Genomic DNA, 16,003 nt, shown 5'->3' on the forward strand with positions numbered 1-16,003 from the left:
GGGGACCGGCTAAGGCCGGTCATCCCAGCGCTTGCGCTCGGCCGCCGCGGCCCCGGTCACCAGAGAGTTCGCGGGAACGTCCTTGGTGACCACGGCGCCCGCCCCCACCACGGCGCCGGGCCCGACGGTGACACCGGGCAGCACGGTCACGGCCGCGCCGAGCCACGCGCCCGCCCCGATGGTGATGGGCGCCCGGGTGATGAACTCGCTGCGCTCGGACGCCCGGACGGGGTGGTCGGAGGAGATGAGGTTGGTCTTCGGGCCGATCAGCACGCCGTCGCCGATGCGGATGCCGCCCTGGTCGTAGAAGGTGCAGCTCTGGTTGACGAAGACGTGCTCGCCGAATTCGGTATGGAGCCCGAAGTCGGTGTAGAAGGGCGGGTAGAGGGTGACGGAGTCGGGTAGCGGTCCGCCGAAGATCTCCGACAGCAGCGCCGCGCGCGCCGCCCTGTCGTCGAAGGGCAGCACGTTGAGGCGGGACGTCAGCGCGGTCACGCGCTCGATGCGCTCGGCGACGCGCGCGAACTCGGGCGTGCGGACGTACAGGCGGTCCTGGGCGGGGGAAGTCATGGCCGTCATCCAAGTGGTGCGTGCACGACGCGATCAAACAACGGCGGAGGCGGTGGCGGACAACGTCCGGTTGTACGCGTTCGTCTTGTACGTGTTCGTAGGGCCAAGAGCGCGAGTCGAACCGCGTAACTGGGGTGGAATGGTGTGAATCTGGCGATATGACTTCGACGCCGAACGCCGCCCAGCCCTCCATCAGCCAGCAGCAGGCGGACGTCCGCGCCCGCCTGCCCTTCGACGACACCGAGGACTTCGAGGACGCCACGCGCGGCCTTCTCGCCAGGCGGGAGCCGAGCGCGGTCACGGACGCCGAGGGCCGTGTCGTATGGGACAACGACACGTACGCCTTCCTCAAGGGCGAGGCCCCCGACACGGTGCACCCGAGCCTGTGGCGGCAGTCCCAACTCGTCGCGGAACAGGGCCTGTTCGAGGTAGTCGAAGGCATCTACCAGGTGCGCGGGCTCGACCTGTCCAACGTCACGTTCATCGAGGGCACCGAAGGCGTCGTCGTGATCGACCCGCTGATCTCGACCGAGACCGCCGCCGCGGCCCTCGACCTGTACCGCGAGCGGCGCGGCGAGCGCCCCGTCACCGGAGTCGTCTACACCCACTCCCATGTCGACCACTTCGGCGGCGTCAGGGGTGTCACCACCCAGGAGGACGTCGACGCCGGGCGGGTGCCGGTGCTCGCGCCGGAGGGCTTCACCGAGCACGCCGTCGCCGAGAACGTGTACGCGGGCACCGCCATGGGCCGCCGCGCCGCCTACATGTACGGCGCGGCCCTCGCCCGCGGCCCGCAGGGCCAGGTCGGCGCCGGGCTCGGCCAGACCACATCGACCGGCACCGTCTCGCTGATCCCGCCGACCGTGACCGTCACCACGACCGGCCAGGAGGAGACCGTGGACGGCGTCCGTATGGTCTTCCAGATGGCGCCCAATACCGAGGCCCCGGCCGAACTCCTCATCCACCTCCCCGACTTCAGGGCCCTGTGCACCGCGGAGGACGCCACCCACACCCTGCACAACCTGCTGACCCTGCGCGGCGCCGTCGTCCGCGACCCGCACGCCTGGTCGCACGCCCTCACCGAGACCATCGACCTCTTCGGTGACACCACGGACGTCGTCTTCGCCTCGCACCACTGGCCGACCTGGGGCCAGGAGCGCGCCATCCGCTTCCTGGAGACCCAGCGCGACCTGTACGGCTACCTCCACGACCAGTCCCTGCGCCTCATCAACAAGGGCTGGACCGGCAGCGAGATCGCCGAACACCTCCAACTCCCGCCCGCGTTGGAGAACGCCTGGAACACGCGCGGCTACTACGGCTCCGTCAGCCACAACCTCAAGGCCGTCTACCAGCGCTACATGGGCTGGTTCGACGGCAACCCCGCCCACCTGTGGCAGCACCCGCCCGTCGAGGCCGGCAAGCGCTACGTCGAATTCATGGGCGGCGCCGACGCGGTCGTGACCAAGGCGCGCGGCTCCTTCGACGCGGGCGACTACCGCTGGGCGGCCGAGGTCCTCAGCCACGTCGTCTTCGCCGAGCCCGAGCACGCCGCCGCCCGCGCCCTGCTCGCCGACACCTTCGAACAGCTCGGCTACGGCGCCGAGAACGGCACGTGGCGCAACTTCTACCTCTCCGGCGCCACCGAGCTGCGCGACGGCCGCTTCGGTACGCCCACGGTCGCCGCCGCGCCCGACATCGTCGCGAACCTCAGCCCGACCATGCTGTTCGACGCGCTCGCCATCCAGATCGACGGCCCCAGGGCCTGGGACGAGAGGCTCAGCGTCGACGTGTGCCTGACGGACGTCGACGAGCGCTACCGGGTCCGCCTCGCCAACGGGGTGCTCACCTACAGCCCCGCGTCGCAGAAGACGGCCGCCGACGTCACCCTCACCACCACCGTCCGCGCGCTGGCCGGCCTCGCCGCCAACGGTCTGACGCCGGAGGGCCTGGAGCGGGCGGGAGTCCAGGTGGAGGGCGACACCTCGGCGCTGTCCCGGCTCGCCTCGGTCCTCGACCCGGGCGACCGTGACTTCGCGATCGTGACGCCGTGAGGGCTGTTGTCGCCGTGACGGCCCGACCGTAAAAAATGTAACTCGGTTACGTTATCGTGGGGCTCATGGTGACCGAGGCGCAGCAGCACACGAACGAAGAGCAGGACCCGACCCACCCCGTCCTCGTGACGGGCGCCACCGGCCGCATCGGGCGCGCGGTGGTCGACGAACTCCTGGCCGCGCGCGTGCCCGTGCGGGCGCTCACCCGCGACCCCGCGGCCGCCGGACTCCCGGACGGGGTCGAGGTGGTGGCGGGCGACTTCACAGCCCCCGCCTCCCTCGACCCCGCACTGCGCGGCGTGCGCTCCGTGTTCCTCCTGTGGACCGCGCCGCCCGCCACCGCAGGCGCCGTCGTCGACCGGATCGCGGCGCACACGCGGCGCGTCGTCCACCTCTCCGCACCGCACCGGACACCGCACCCGTTCTTCCAGCAGCCGAACCCGATGGCCGCGCTGCACGCGGAGATCGAGCGCCTGATCGCGGCCGCGGACCTCGACGCGACGTTCCTCAGGCCCGGCATGTTCGCCTCGAACGCGCGCCTGTGGTGGGAGCCCGCGATCCGCGCGGGCGAGCCGGTGCGATGGCCGTACGCCGATGTGGAGACGGCGCCGATCGACGAGCGCGACCTCGCCGCCGTGGCCGCCCGCACCCTGTACGAGGCAGGTCCCCGGCACATCGGCGGCGACTACGTCCTCACCGGCCCTGAGGCCCTCACGCAGGCCGACCAGGTGCGGGTGATCGGCGAGGTCATCGGCCGCCCGGTCCCCTTCGAGGAACTCTCGCCCGAGGAGTTCCGGCGCGCCACGGAAGGTGTCTGGCCGCGCCCGGTCGTCGACATGCTGCTCGCCGCCTGGGGCGCGAGCGCCGGACACCCGGCGTACGTGACGACGACGGTGGCGGACGTGCTGGGAACACCCGCGCGTACCTTCCGGCAGTGGGTCACGGACCACTGGAGCACACAGCAATAGGCGCGCCGGGTACGAAGACGCCGCGGGCGGGGCAGAAGTCATCTGCCCCGCCCGCGGCGGTGTGTCACCGGTTCGATTCGGTCCGGCCCGGTCCCCGACGTGGTGTCAGTCGCCGTGGCCGAGCGCGACGTCCAGGTCGCTCGGGTTGCCACCGGCCACCGTGACCGCCTTCGAGGCCGGCGGGTAGCCGCTCGCGATGACGGTGTACGTGTCACCGGCCAGGCCCGCGAAGGCGTACGCGCCGTCGGCGCCGGTGGTGTGTACCGCGACCACGTTGCCCGCCTGGTCGAGGAGGGTGACGCGGGCGTCGTTGACCGGGGTGCCGTCGGTGCCGCGGACCGTGCCGGTCAGGCTCGCGGCGGAGCGCAGCACGGCGTCCTGCCGGGTGGCGGTGCCACCGGCGACCTGGGCCTGACCCGCGTACGGCTGGAAGCCCTCCGCGCTGGCGGTGAACGTGTAGGCGCCGGGCGGCAGTTGCGGCAACGAGTAGCCGCCGTCCGTGTCGGTGAGCGCCGAGCCCACCGTCTCGCCGCGCTCGTCCGTGGTGATGACGAGCGCGCCGACGACCGGCCCCTGGTCGGACTCGGCCCGCACGGTGCCGAAGAGGCCACCGTCGCCGCTCAGGACGAGGTCGAAGCTGACCGGGCCGTCCGCGCGGAGCGCGAGCGTGGCGACGCGCGGGTCGCGGCCGGGAGCCGAGCCCACGAGGACGTAGCCCTCGCCGTCACCGGACGGCGCGGACACCGAGTAGCTGCCGTCGGCGGCGGCCGTGCCACGCCCGATCTGGGCGCCCGCCCGGTCGATCAGGGTGACCACGGCGCCCGACAGGGGAGCGCCCTGACCGTCGAGGATCCGGCCCTGCACACCGGGTCCCTCCACCGCGGAGGCGGTGGCGACGACGGTGACAGGGGCGGCGATGGCAGCCGTGGCGGCCGTCGCCTCGGCGGCCGTCTCCACGGCCTCGGCGGCCTCGGAGGTCTCGGCGACCTTCTGCTGAACCTGCGCGTGCGGACGGCCCGCGCGGTACATCAGGACCGAGACGATCAGGCCCGCCGCGAAGAACCCGGCGGCCCACCAGTACGCGGTCGCGTAGCTGTGCACGGCGGCCTCGGCCTGGTCCAGCTTCGAGGTGCCGTGGTCGGCGATGTAGTTCGTGGCGGCGGTCGCGGCCATGGTGCTGAACAGCGCCGTACCGATCGAACCGCCGACCTGCTGCATGGTGTTGACCGTCGCGGCGGCGACGCCCTGGTCCTTCGGGTCGACCCCGAGGGTGGCGAGGCTCATCGCGGGCGGCATCACGAGACCGATACCGACACCGATCATGATCAGCGGCGGCAGCACGTGCGAGGCGTAGCTGCTGGTCACGTCGAGCGCGGTCAGCCACACCAGACCACCCGCGGTCAGCCCCATGCCGACCGGGACGACCGGCTTCGGGCCGAGCTTCGGGACCAGCACCATGGTGGCGAGCTGGGCCGTGACCATCAGCGACAGGATCATCGGCAGGAAGGCGACGCCCGTCTCCATCGGCGTCTTGCCGAGGATCAGCTGCAGGTAGTACGTCAGGAACAGGAAGATCCCGAACATGCCCGCACCGGTGATGAACACGCTCACGTAGGACGCGGCACGGTTGCGGTCGGCCAGGACGCGCAGCGGAAGCAGCGGGTGCTTCGCCCGGGTCTGCCAGAAGATGAAGAGCGCGAGCAGCACGACACCCGCGGCCAGGAACACCCAGCACATCCAGTTGCCCCAGCTGTGCGTCTCGGCGTTGGAGAAGCCGAAGACGATGCTGAAGAGACCGGCGGCGACGAGCAGTGTGCCCAGGAGGTCGAGCTTCGGGCGCGGGCCGGGGGCCGGCTTGCGGACGAAGACGAGCGCGCCGACGACGGCGAACGCGGCGATGATCAGGTTGACGTAGAGCGTCCAGCGCCAGTCGAGGTGCTCGGTGAGGAAGCCGCCGAGCAGCATGCCGATGGCACCACCGGAACCGGCGATCGCACCGAAGATGCCGAACGCCTTGGCCCGTTCCTTCGGTTCGGTGAACGTCGTCGTAAGGAGCGCCATCGCGGTCGGCGCGAGGATCGCGCCGAAGATGCCCTGGAGCGCGCGGCCCGCGACGAGCATCGAGAAGCCGGTGGCGGCACCCGCGAGGGCGGACGAACCCGCGAACCCTATGAGGCCGATGATCAGCGTGTTCTTGCGTCCGAACAGGTCGGACAGCTTGCCGCCGAGGAGCAGGAGGCTGCCGAAGGCGAGCGAGTACGCGGTGACGACCCACTGGCGGCCGTCGTCGGAGAAGCCGAGGTCCGCCTGGGCGGACGGCAGCGCGATGTTCACGATGGTGGCGTCGAGCACCACCATCAGCTGGGCGAGGCCGATGACGGCCAGCACCCACCAGCGGTGGGGCACGTGGTGCGCGGCCTGCGCGCCCGGCGGCTGTGCGGCGGAGGCCGCGGCCGGACGCTCGCGCGCGTCGAGCGGGGTGGGCATTGCGTGGTCCTTCGAAATGTGTGTGGGGGAGCCGGACGTCTGTCAGGCGCTCATCAGGCGTTCAGCAGCAAGGGGAGGACGACGGTGTCCACGTAGCGCTGGAGGTATGTGGTGTCGGCCGCCTGCCGCTCGAGGAGCGGACGGGAGAAGACGGCGCCGACGAACATGTGCGGAAGGAAGTCGCAGGCGGCCGCGGCGCGATCGATCTCACCGCGGTCCGCGGCGCGCGAGAGCATCGCCTCGAACAGGTCGAGCTCGGGCTGCACGAGGGCCTCGTGCACGGCGTCCGCGAGATCCGCGTCCTTGCGGATGGCCAGCGAGATGCCCCGTACGAGGTCGATGTCCTTGCGGGCCTCGCCGACCCGCTCCGCGAAGGCGTGCAGATCGCCCCTGAGGGACCCGGTGTCGAGGTCCTCCAGGGAGAACGGCCGCAGCTCCCGCAGCGCCTCGGACACGAGCCGCGGCTTGCTGCCCCACTGCCGGTACAGCGTGGCCTTGCTGCACTTCGACTCCGCGGCGACGGCGTCGAGCGTCATCGTCTCGTAGCCGACATCGCGTACGAGGTCGAGCGTGCGGCCGTACAACTCGCGCTCCCGCTCGGGGGTGAGGCGCGTGCGGCGCTTCCTGCGCGTGAGGGGTTCGGACAGCCCCATGGATTCCTTGCCTGACGGTGAATAAGCGAACCGAAACGGTTTCGTACCGCTAAAAGGTACGCCCCCGCTCATCGAAACGCAAACGTTTCGTTGCGTGCCGCATGGAAGTCCCGTCCGAAGCCCCGCCCAAAGCCTCGTCCAAGTGATGCTCAATGGGCATCGCAAGATGCGAAATCGGTGTTGGACGTGCATCAGCGGCAGCTCATAGCGTCTCGCCAGACCAGTGACGCGGGCCACGCGGGAGACGGCCCGCCGCGGTCACATCTGTCGCACACCTCAGCTACGTCTGTCGCACATCTCAGCTCGGGAGCACCACCGCTATGACCGCCTATACGCCCGCCGAACTCGGCCGACGCCTCGGTTCGGGCCTGCTGTCCTTCCCCGTGACGCACTTCCGCGGCGCGGAGCACGGACACTCCTTCGACGAGGACGCCTACCGGGAGCACGTCGCCCGGCTCGGCGCCCACGAGGTCGCCGGGCTCTTCGCCGCCGGGGGCACCGGAGAGTTCTTCTCGCTCACCGTGCCCGAGGTCGAGCGCGTCGTGACCGTCGCCGCGGCCGCGGCCCCCGAGGGTACCCCCGTCCTCGCGCCCGTCGGATACGGCACCGCCACCGCCGTCGAGATGGCACGGGCCGCCGAGCGGGCCGGCGCCGACGGCATCCTGCTCTTCCCGCCGTACCTCACCGAGGCCCCGCAGGACGGGCTCGCCGCACACGTCGAGGCGGTGTGCGCCGCGACGAACCTCGGTGTCATCGTCTACAGCCGCGCCAACGCCGTGTACCGCGCCGACACCATGGCCCGCCTCGCCGAGTCCTGCCCGAACCTGATCGCCTTCAAGGACGGCGTCGGTGACATCGACGCCATGACACGCCTCTACACGAAGCTCGGCGACCGCCTCACCTACATCGGCGGTCTGCCCACCGCCGAGACCTTCGCCCTGCCGTACCTCGAACTCGGTGTCACCACCTACTCGTCGGCCATCTTCAACTTCGTCCCCGAGTTCGCGCTCTCCTTCTACGCCGACGTCCGCGCCCGCCGCCACGACGAAGTGCTCCGCAAACTCGACGAGTTCGTGCTGCCGTACACGGAGATCCGCAATCGGAAGAGCGGATACGCCGTGAGTATCGTCAAGGCCGGGCTCGCCGCCACCGGGTACCACGCGGGACCGGTCCGGCCGCCCCTCACCGACCTCGAACCGGACGAACTGGACGCGCTCACCGTGCTGATCAAGGGCATCGGCCACTGACGGCGCGCCGCACACCCGCAGCCCCCTCATGCACCACACGTAGGCCCCTCATCCGCCCGCGAGCCGCACGCGAAAGGCCCCACCGTCCATGAGCACCCAGGCCGTTCCCCCCACCGCCACCCCCGTCGTCGCCTCGATGCGGGTCGTCCCGGTCGCAGGCCAGGACAGCATGCTGCTGAACCTGAGCGGCGCGCACGCCCCGTACTTCACCCGCAATCTGGTGATCCTCACCGACTCCGACGGACGTACGGGCGTGGGTGAGGTGCCGGGCGGCGAGGCCATTCGCGGCACCCTCGAAGAGGCCACCGACCTCGTCGTGGGGCGGCCCGTCGGCGATCCGCAGGCCGTGCTGCGCGCGATACGCGAGCGGTTCGGCGACCGGGACTCCGGCGGGCGCGGCGCGCAGACCTTCGACCTGCGGGTCACCGTGCACGCCGTCACCGCCGTCGAGGCGGCCCTGCTCGACCTCCTCGGCCAGTACCTGAACGTGCCGGTCGCCGCGCTGCTCGGGGAGGGTGTGCAGCGCACGTCCGTGCCCGTCCTCGGGTACCTCTTCTACGTGGGTGACCGCCGCCGCACCGACCTCCCGTACCGCGACGAGTCCGACGCCAAGGACGCCTGGGAGCGGCTGCGCAGCGAGGAGGCGCTCACGCCCGAGGCCGTCGTCGCGCTCGCCGAGGCAGCCCAACAGCGGTACGGATTCCAGGACTTCAAGCTCAAGGGCGGCGTCCTCGACGCCCGCGCCGAGGCCGAGGCCGTCACCGCGCTCGCCGAACGCTTCCCCGAGGCCCGCATCACCCTCGACCCCAACGGCGGCTGGCTCCTCGACGAGGCCATCGAGGTCGGGCGGTCCCTGCGGGATGTACTCGCATACGCCGAGGACCCCTGCGGCGCCGAGGGCGGCTACAGCGGCCGCGAGGTGATGGCCGAGTTCCGGCGCGCCACCGGCCTGAGGACCGCCACCAACATGATCGCCACGGACTGGCGGCAGCTCGGCCACGCCATCAAGGCCGACGCCGTCGACATCCCGCTCGCCGACCCGCACTTCTGGACCATGAACGGCTCCGTGCGCGTCGCCCAGCTCTGCGACGCCTGGGGACTGACGTGGGGCTCGCACTCCAACAACCACTTCGACGTGTCGCTCGCGATGTTCACCCACGTCGCCGCCGCCGCGCCCGGTGACATCACCGCCATCGACACCCACTGGATCTGGCAGGACGGTCAGCGCCTCACCCACGTGCCGCTGCCCATCGAAGGCGGCGCCATCGCGCTGCCCGAACGCCCTGGACTGGGCGTCGAGTTGGACATGGACGAGGTCGAGGCCGCCCACCGGCGCTACCTCTCCCTCGGCCTCGGCGGCCGGGACGACGCCGCCGGAATGCAGTACCTCATCCCGGGCTGGACCTTCGACCCGAAGCGCCCGGCCATGGTGCGCTAGGGCCCTAACCCTCCCCCCTCTCGCCGGTACGGCGTCGTGCCCCGCTCGGACGACGCCGCGCCGCACCCTCGCATGCCCTGAACAACCGAACGTGCACCTCCGTCACTTCGAAGGGGAAGTGATCATGCCAATGCTCGTCGTGGCGCTCAGTGTTGTGGCGCTGCTGTTCTTGATGACCAAGGTGAAGCTCAACGGCTTCATAGCCCTGCTCCTCGTCGCGGTCGTCGTCGCGATGGTCCAGGGGATCAGCCTCCCGGAGATCTCCGACGTCCTTGAGGCAGGAATCGGTGATCAACTCTCCGGTACGCTGCCGGTGATCGGCCTAGGGGCCATGGTGGGCCGCGTGATGGGCGACGCGGGAGCCGCCCAGCGCATCGCCACCAAGCTCACGAAGGCGTTCGGTGACCGGTGGGTGCAGGTGGCGATGGTCGTCACCGCCATGCTCATCGGCGTCACCATGTTCTACGAGGTCGCCTTCGTCATCATCGTCCCGGTGGCCTTCACCCTGGTCCGTGTCACCCGGCAGAACCTGCTGTGGATCGGCCTGCCGATGTCCATCGCGCTGTCCACGATGCACAGCTTCCTGCCGCCGCACCCCGGACCGACCGCCGTCGCCGAGATGTTCGACGCCTCCGTCGGCCAGACGCTCTTCGTCGGCCTGTTCATCGCCGTCCCGGCCGGCGCCCTCATCGCGCTGGTCTGGCCGCGGCTGCCGTTCGTCCGCCGGATGAACCCGTCGATCCCCACCGGCCTCGTCACCGAGCGCGTCTTCGAAGAGGACGAGATGCCGGCCCTCGGCTGGTCTCTCGCGGTCGCCCTGCTCCCGGTCGTCCTCATCGCCGGAGCGGCCATCGCCGAGATGTCCCTCGACGACCACGCCCCCGGCATGGGTGTCATCAAGTTCATCGGTTCCCCCGAGTTCGCGCTGCTGCTCACCCTGCTGCTCGCGATCTACGTCTTCGGCCCGCGCATCGGCCGCTCCCTCAAGGACATCGCCACCTCCTGCGGCGACGCCGCCAAGTCCATGGCCATGATCATGCTGGTGATCGCGGCGGGCGGCGCGTACAAGAACGTCCTCGTCGAGGGCGGCATCTCGGACTACATCAAGGACACCACCGAGCACTGGTCGATCTCCCCGCTGCTGCTCGCCTGGCTGATCGCCGCGATCCTGCGCATCGCCCTCGGCTCCGCCACGGTCGCGGTGTCCACCGCCGCCGGAATCGTCGCTCCGATGGTCGCGGGCAGCGGCAGCTCGCCGGAACTCATGGTGCTCGCCGTTTCCTGCGGCTCGATCGCGTTCTCGCACGTCAACGACCCGGGCTTCTGGATGTTCAAGGAGTACTTCAACCTTTCGGTACTCGACGCCATCAAGGCACGGACCACGTACACGACCGTGCTCGCGGTGCTTGGACTCGGTGGCGTGCTCGCGCTCAACGCGGTGATGTGACAAGGCTGTTCGTAGCATCCGGCACCACCGACCACGGAGGAACCGACACCATGCGCGCTCAGCAGACCACGCTTCTCGCCCTGGCCCTCCTCGCGGGGCTCTCGCTCACGGCCTGTGAGGGGACCGGGGCCTCCGCGGCGGGCACGGGTGATGCCGGTTCCTCCTCGTCGGCGTCGGCGTCGGCGTCCGCGTCGGAGTCGGAGTCGGCGTCGGAGTCGCCCGAGGCGTCGGCGTCCGTGGCGCCCTCGTCGCGCTCGCCCGAGGCGTCGACGGCCCCCGAGGGCAGCGGCGGCGGGCAGATCAACACGGGGCCCTGCAAGACGGCGAACCTCGCGTTCAGCACCGCGCACGGCATGGGCGAGGGCGATCTCCTGGTGACCATGAAGAACACCAGTGACGCCTGCTTCCTCAAGGGCTTCCCCGGCGTCGACCTCAAGGCCGACAACGGCCCCGGCGGCATCAGCGCCCAGCGCGACGACCGGCCCGTCACGACGGTCGTCCTCAAGAACGGCGAGGAGACCCGGTTCACGCTGCACACCCCGCGCAACGACACCGGCGGCTCGGGCCTCGACATCGTGAGCATCGTCGTCACCCCGCCCAACGAGACCCACTCCAAGACCCTGCCGGTCTCCCTCACCCTGCCGGTGTCCGACTCCACCGCCGGGAAGGTGACGGTGGACCCGGTCGGCTCCGGCAAGCAGTGACGGTCAAGCCATGACGGTCATGCGGTGACAGTCATGCGGTGACAGCGCCTCAGGCGAGGAGCGCGGCGACCTTCCGCCAGCCCTCGCGCGGCAGTTGGTCGGCCGGGGTGCCGTCCACCACCTGAAGCGCCAGATGGTCCGCGCCCGCGTCGAAGAACTCGTCGACGCGGGCGCGGATGCGTTCCTCGTCGCCCCACGCGTAGAGCGCGTCGATCAGGCGGTCGCTGCCGCCGTCGGCGAAGTCCTCCTCGGTGAAGCCGAGCCGCAGCCAGCTGTTCGTGTAGTTGGGCAGCGCGAGGTACATGGCGAGGACCTCGCGGGCGAGCGTGCGGGCGCGGTCCGGGTCGGTCTCCGGAACCACCTTCAACTCCGGCGCCAGCAGCGGCTGTTCGCCGAGGATCTCGCGGGCCTGCGCCGTGTGCTCGGGCGTGACCAGATACGGGATCGCGCCCGCGGCCCGGTCCGCGGCCAGCTTCAGCGTCTTCGGGCCGAGCGCCGCGAGCAGCCTGCGCTCGGCGGGCACCCCGGCGTCGTCGAGCGCGTCGAGGTAGTCGACAAGCGCGGAGTACGGGCGCCGGTACTGCTCCGCGATCTTCGCGTGGCTGACACCGAGGCCGAGCTGGAAGCGCCCGGGGTGGGCCTTCTCCAGCTCCGCGAAGCCCTCGGCGGTCGCCGCCGGTTCGTGCTGCCAGATGCTCTGGATGCTGGTGCCGACCACGAGCCGTTCGGTGCCCTCCAGCAGCGGCACGGCGTTCACCGCGGAGCTGTTTCCGCCCAGCCAAGCGGCTCCGTAACCGAGTTGTTCGAGTTCGGCGGCGGCCTCGACGATCTCGGCACGGTGCTCCGGGTCCTCCGAGCGAAGCCCGACGTTCCAGATTCCGTACCGGCCGACCTTGTCCTTCAGGGCGGTGCTCATGGGTGTCCGATCCCTCCGACGAGTTGGGTGTGGCGCGTCCACCACCAGACGATCACAACGAGTGCGGGGTCGCGCCGCATTCCGCTTCCGTGTCCGCGCTCCTCTCCGCGCGGTGCGCGCGTACCCACGTAAACCGGAACCTGGGTTTCCCTTTACCGTTTCTTTGCTGATAGAAAACTCCGGATCACCCCGCTCGTCCCGCACTGACTGAGGTGCCTGCCCCACCCCGGAGTCCCCGTGTCCTACTCACCCTGGTCGTTGCTCAGCGACGCCGGCCTCATAGCCGCGCTGCTCCTCGTCGGCACGCTGCTGCGGGCCCATGTCCGGCTGTTCCAGCGGCTGATGCTGCCCTCCAGCGTCATGGCGGGCTTCCTCGGCCTCGCGCTCGGCCCGGAGGGGGCGGGGCTGCTGCCGTTCTCCGACCAGCTCGGCACGTACGCCTCCGTGCTCATCGTCGTCGTCTTCGCCTGCCTCGCCCTCACCGACGGCCTCGGCCTCAAGGGCTTCGGCAAGGCCGCCGGCTCCTTCGGTTCGTACGGTGTCGCCGCCTACGCCCTCCAGGTGGGCCTCGGCATCGTCCTCGGCCTCGTGCTGCTGCAGCCACTGTGGGACGTGCCCGACGCGTTCGGCGCGCTGCTCTTCGCGGGCTGGGCCGGCGGCTTCGGCACGGCGGCGGCCCTCGGCACCGCCTTCGAGTCGAACGGCTGGGAGGGCGCCAGCTCGCTCGGCTTCACCTCCGCCACCGTCGGCATGCTCGTCGGCGTCGTCGGCGGCATCATCCTGTGCAACTGGGGCGCGCGGCGCGGACACACCAGCAGCGTCGGCCGCTTCGAGACGCTCCCCGACGAACTGCGCACCGGCCTCGTCCGCGACGAGGCGGAGCGTCACCCCACCGGCCGGGCCACCACCTCGCCCGCCTCCATCGAACCGCTCGGCTTCCAGATCGCGGTCATCGCCGCGCTCGCCGCCGCCGCGTACGGGGTCTCCGAGTGGATCACCGGGATGTTCCCCTCGCTGATGCTCCCGGTCTTCGCGCTCGCCTTCATCCTCGGCCTGATCCTGCGCGCCGCCGTGTCCCGCACCAAGGCCTGGAACTACGTCGACGGGGACTCCCTCAAGTCGCTCTCTGGCACCGCCACCGACGTCCTGATCACCTGCGGCATCGCGTCCATCGTGCCGAGCTTCGTCGCCGACTACTGGCTGCCACTGGCGCTCATGTTCGTCGGCGGCCTGGCCCTCGTCCTGGTCCTGTTCCTGGTCGTCGCGCCGCGCCTCTTCGAAGGCAACTGGTTCGAGAAGGCGCTCGTGACCTGGGGCTGGACCACCGGCGCCGCCGCCACCGCGATCGCCCTGCTGCGCATGGTCGACCCGAAGCTGAAGAGCGGCACGCTGGAGGAGTTCGGCGTCGCCTACATCCCCGTCGCCCCCGTCGAGACGGCCACCGTCACCTTCGTGCCCGTGCTGCTGTCGGCCGGCGCCGCCTGGGCGGTCGGCGGCGCGTGGGCCGCGGTCGGCGTCCTGGCGCTCGTCCTGCCGTGGCTCGCCGGATGGGCGCCGCGCGGCAAGTCGAAGGCGGCAGCGGCGCCGGCGAAGGAGAACGCCGGAGTCTGACGCCGACCACGCGACGAGAGAACGCCCCGGGCCACCGTGCCCGGGGCGTTCTCGTGCGCGCACACTGGACGGCCACCCTGAATCATCCGATGATTGCCGGGCATGGCAAGCGCTTCACTTCCGCCCCAACGGCCCCTCGGAGGAGTGAGCTTCATGGCACACGGTCACGGTCACGGTCACCCGCCCCGCCGCAGTCAGGCCTGGTTCGGGGCGGCAGGGCGCGGCGGCATGGTGTACCGGTCGTGGATGCGCAACCAGGGCTTCGGGCCCGAGGTCTTCGACGGGCGGCCGGTGATCGGCATCGCCGTCTCCGCGTCCGAACTCGCCCCCTGCAACGCCCACTTGACCCGGGTGGCGGAGGCGGTGAAGCGCGGAGTGTGGCAGGCGGGCGGCTTCCCGCTGGAATTCCCCACCATGGCGACCGGCGAGACACTGATGCGGCCCACGGCCATGCTGTACCGCAACCTCATGGCCATGGAGGTCGAGGAGCTGCTCCGCGCCAACCCGCTCGACGGGGTGGTGCTGCTCTCCGGCTGCGACAAGACGACCCCCGCCATGCTGATGGGCGCGGCCAGCGTCGACCTGCCCGCCGTCATGGTCACCGGCGGGCCCATGCTCAACGGCAAGTTCCAGGGCCGCGACGTCGGTTCGGGTACGGCGGTGTGGCAGATGGAGGCCGAGGTCAAGGCCGGGCGGATGACCGAGGAGGAGTGCTTCTTCGCCGAGGGCTGCATGGCCCGCTCCAACGGCCACTGCATGACCATGGGCACGGCCTCCACGATGGCGTGCATGGCGGAGACCCTCGGCATGCAGCTGCCGGGCTCCGCCACCTGGCCCGCCGTCGACATGCGCCGCTACGAGACCGGGCAGGCGGCGGGGCGCCGCATCGTCGACATGGTGGAGGAGGACCTGCGCCCCTCCCGCATCCTCACCCGCGAGGCCTTCGAGAATGCCGTCCGCACGAACGCGGCGATCGGCGGCTCCACCAACGCCATCATCCACCTGACTGCGCTCGCCGGACGCGTCGGCGTCCCGCTCGCCGCCGAGGACTTCGACCAACTGGCCCGCGAGGTACCGACGTTGCTCAACCTGATGCCCTCCGGCCGGTACCTCATGGAGGACTTCTGCTACGCGGGCGGGCTCCCGGCCGTCCACCACGAGCTGGTGCGGGCCGGACTCCTGCACGGCGAGCAGCTCACCGTCACCGGGCGCGCCCTCGCCGAGAACGTCGCCGACGCGGAGCGCATCGGCGACGAGGTCATCACCGGGGTCGTCGCCCCGTTCCAGCCCGCCGGAACCGGCACCGCCGTGCTGCGCGGCAACCTCTGCCCCGACGGCGCGGTCATCAAGCAGTCCGCCGCCTCGCCCCACCTCCTCACCCACTCCGGCACCGCCCGCGTCTTCGACTCCCCGGAGGCGTACCACGCGGTGTGCGACGACCCGGACCTGGACGTCGACGAGAACACGGTGCTCGTCATCCGCGGCGCGGGCCCCAAGGGGTACCCGGGCATGCCCGAGGTCTCCAACGTCCCGTTGCCGACCAAGCTGTTGAAGGCCGGCGTCACCGACATGGTGCGCGTCTGCGACGGCCGGATGAGCGGCACGGGATACGGCACCGTCGTCCTCCACGTGGCACCGGAGGCGGCGGTCGGCGGCCCGCTCGCCCTCGTACGGGACGGCGACACCATCACGCTGGACGTACCGAAGCGATCGCTTCAACTCGACGTGGACGACGTGGAATTGGCGAGTCGGCGCACCGAGTGGCAGCCACCCGCGCCGCGCCACACCAGCGGCTACGCCTGGCTCTACACCCAGCACGTCCAAGGCGCCGACCAGGGCGCCGACTTCGACTTCCTGCGCGGCTGTCGCGGCGACGCCGTACCCCGCGACTCGCACTGACCGGCATCCGGG

General features: G+C 71.0%; 12 protein-coding genes. 8 read left to right on the plus strand and 4 right to left on the minus strand.

Annotation, left to right across the window (positions count from 1 at the left end; translation table 11 throughout):
* Positions 1–9: 9 nt before the first annotated feature.
* On the minus strand, positions 10–570 hold the full coding sequence (locus tag RBJ65_RS22545) for a DapH/DapD/GlmU-related protein (protein WP_306318960.1): 561 nt from the start codon (positions 568–570) through the stop codon (positions 10–12).
* Positions 571–728: 158 nt separating this feature from the next.
* Here RBJ65_RS22545 and RBJ65_RS22550 point away from each other — a divergent pair, with 158 nt between their 5' ends.
* The gene (locus tag RBJ65_RS22550) at positions 729–2,621 is read left to right on the plus strand and encodes an alkyl/aryl-sulfatase (protein WP_306318961.1); all 1,893 of its coding nucleotides are present in this window, start codon (positions 729–731) and stop codon (positions 2,619–2,621) included.
* Between the two features lie 65 nt (positions 2,622–2,686).
* Complete coding sequence (locus tag RBJ65_RS22555; RefSeq protein ID WP_306318962.1) at positions 2,687–3,589, plus strand: NAD(P)H-binding protein; 903 nt, start codon at positions 2,687–2,689, stop codon at positions 3,587–3,589.
* A gap of 105 nt (positions 3,590–3,694) precedes the next feature.
* Here RBJ65_RS22555 and RBJ65_RS22560 read toward each other — a convergent pair whose 3' ends face one another.
* Together RBJ65_RS22560 and RBJ65_RS22565 are read right to left on the minus strand one after the other, a co-directional pair.
* Positions 3,695–6,076 (minus strand): MFS transporter, encoded by a 2,382-nt coding sequence (locus RBJ65_RS22560; protein WP_306318963.1) that lies wholly within the window; start codon positions 6,074–6,076, stop codon positions 3,695–3,697.
* Between the two features lie 53 nt (positions 6,077–6,129).
* Positions 6,130–6,729, minus strand: a complete 600-nt coding sequence (locus RBJ65_RS22565) for a TetR/AcrR family transcriptional regulator (protein ID WP_306318964.1) — start codon at positions 6,727–6,729, stop codon at positions 6,130–6,132.
* A 320-nt stretch (positions 6,730–7,049) separates the two neighbouring features.
* Between RBJ65_RS22565 and kdgD the strand changes: the two genes are divergently transcribed.
* From kdgD to RBJ65_RS22585, 4 genes are all read left to right on the plus strand, one after another.
* Positions 7,050–7,976, plus strand: coding sequence for a 5-dehydro-4-deoxyglucarate dehydratase (kdgD, locus tag RBJ65_RS22570; RefSeq protein WP_306318965.1), 927 nt, complete (start codon positions 7,050–7,052; stop codon positions 7,974–7,976).
* 88 nt (positions 7,977–8,064) lie between these two features.
* Positions 8,065–9,414: a glucarate dehydratase gene (gene gudD / locus RBJ65_RS22575; protein WP_306318966.1), complete on the plus strand. Its 1,350-nt coding sequence runs from the start codon at positions 8,065–8,067 to the stop codon at positions 9,412–9,414.
* Between the two features lie 124 nt (positions 9,415–9,538).
* The gene (locus RBJ65_RS22580) at positions 9,539–10,861 is read left to right on the plus strand and encodes a gluconate:H+ symporter (RefSeq protein WP_306318967.1); all 1,323 of its coding nucleotides are present in this window, start codon (positions 9,539–9,541) and stop codon (positions 10,859–10,861) included.
* 50 nt (positions 10,862–10,911) lie between these two features.
* Positions 10,912–11,565, plus strand: a complete 654-nt coding sequence (locus tag RBJ65_RS22585; RefSeq protein ID WP_306318968.1) for a DUF4232 domain-containing protein — start codon at positions 10,912–10,914, stop codon at positions 11,563–11,565.
* Positions 11,566–11,614: 49 nt separating this feature from the next.
* Here the strand turns inward: RBJ65_RS22585 and RBJ65_RS22590 are convergent, their stop codons facing one another.
* Positions 11,615–12,481, minus strand: coding sequence for an LLM class F420-dependent oxidoreductase (locus tag RBJ65_RS22590; protein WP_306318969.1), 867 nt, complete (start codon positions 12,479–12,481; stop codon positions 11,615–11,617).
* Between the two features lie 237 nt (positions 12,482–12,718).
* Here RBJ65_RS22590 and RBJ65_RS22595 point away from each other — a divergent pair, with 237 nt between their 5' ends.
* Both RBJ65_RS22595 and RBJ65_RS22600 read left to right on the plus strand, forming a co-directional pair.
* Positions 12,719–14,092, plus strand: a complete 1,374-nt coding sequence (locus tag RBJ65_RS22595) for a sodium/glutamate symporter (protein WP_306318970.1) — start codon at positions 12,719–12,721, stop codon at positions 14,090–14,092.
* Between the two features lie 153 nt (positions 14,093–14,245).
* A complete protein-coding gene (locus RBJ65_RS22600) occupies positions 14,246–15,991 on the plus strand; it encodes an IlvD/Edd family dehydratase (protein ID WP_306318971.1) in 1,746 nt (581 codons plus the stop codon).
* Positions 15,992–16,003 lie beyond the last annotated feature (12 nt).

This window comes from Streptomyces sp. KL109B (genome assembly GCF_030766935.1).
Lineage (GTDB): Bacteria > Actinomycetota > Actinomycetes > Streptomycetales > Streptomycetaceae > Streptomyces.

What these genes read in the sequence shown, in the direction of transcription:
- RBJ65_RS22545 (WP_306318960.1), bottom strand. Translation starts at nt 570, where the DNA reads ATGACTTCCCCCGCCCAGGACCGCCTGTACGTCCGCACGCCCGAGTTC.
- RBJ65_RS22585 (WP_306318968.1), top strand. Translation starts at nt 10,912, where the DNA reads ATGCGCGCTCAGCAGACCACGCTTCTCGCCCTGGCCCTCCTCGCGGGG.
- RBJ65_RS22565 (WP_306318964.1), bottom strand. Translation starts at nt 6,729, where the DNA reads ATGGGGCTGTCCGAACCCCTCACGCGCAGGAAGCGCCGCACGCGCCTC.
- RBJ65_RS22590 (WP_306318969.1), bottom strand. Translation starts at nt 12,481, where the DNA reads ATGAGCACCGCCCTGAAGGACAAGGTCGGCCGGTACGGAATCTGGAAC.
- RBJ65_RS22560 (WP_306318963.1), bottom strand. Translation starts at nt 6,076, where the DNA reads ATGCCCACCCCGCTCGACGCGCGCGAGCGTCCGGCCGCGGCCTCCGCC.
- kdgD (WP_306318965.1), top strand. Translation starts at nt 7,050, where the DNA reads ATGACCGCCTATACGCCCGCCGAACTCGGCCGACGCCTCGGTTCGGGC.
- RBJ65_RS22600 (WP_306318971.1), top strand. Translation starts at nt 14,246, where the DNA reads ATGGCACACGGTCACGGTCACGGTCACCCGCCCCGCCGCAGTCAGGCC.
- RBJ65_RS22580 (WP_306318967.1), top strand. Translation starts at nt 9,539, where the DNA reads ATGCCAATGCTCGTCGTGGCGCTCAGTGTTGTGGCGCTGCTGTTCTTG.
- RBJ65_RS22555 (WP_306318962.1), top strand. Translation starts at nt 2,687, where the DNA reads ATGGTGACCGAGGCGCAGCAGCACACGAACGAAGAGCAGGACCCGACC.
- RBJ65_RS22550 (WP_306318961.1), top strand. Translation starts at nt 729, where the DNA reads ATGACTTCGACGCCGAACGCCGCCCAGCCCTCCATCAGCCAGCAGCAG.
- gudD (WP_306318966.1), top strand. Translation starts at nt 8,065, where the DNA reads ATGAGCACCCAGGCCGTTCCCCCCACCGCCACCCCCGTCGTCGCCTCG.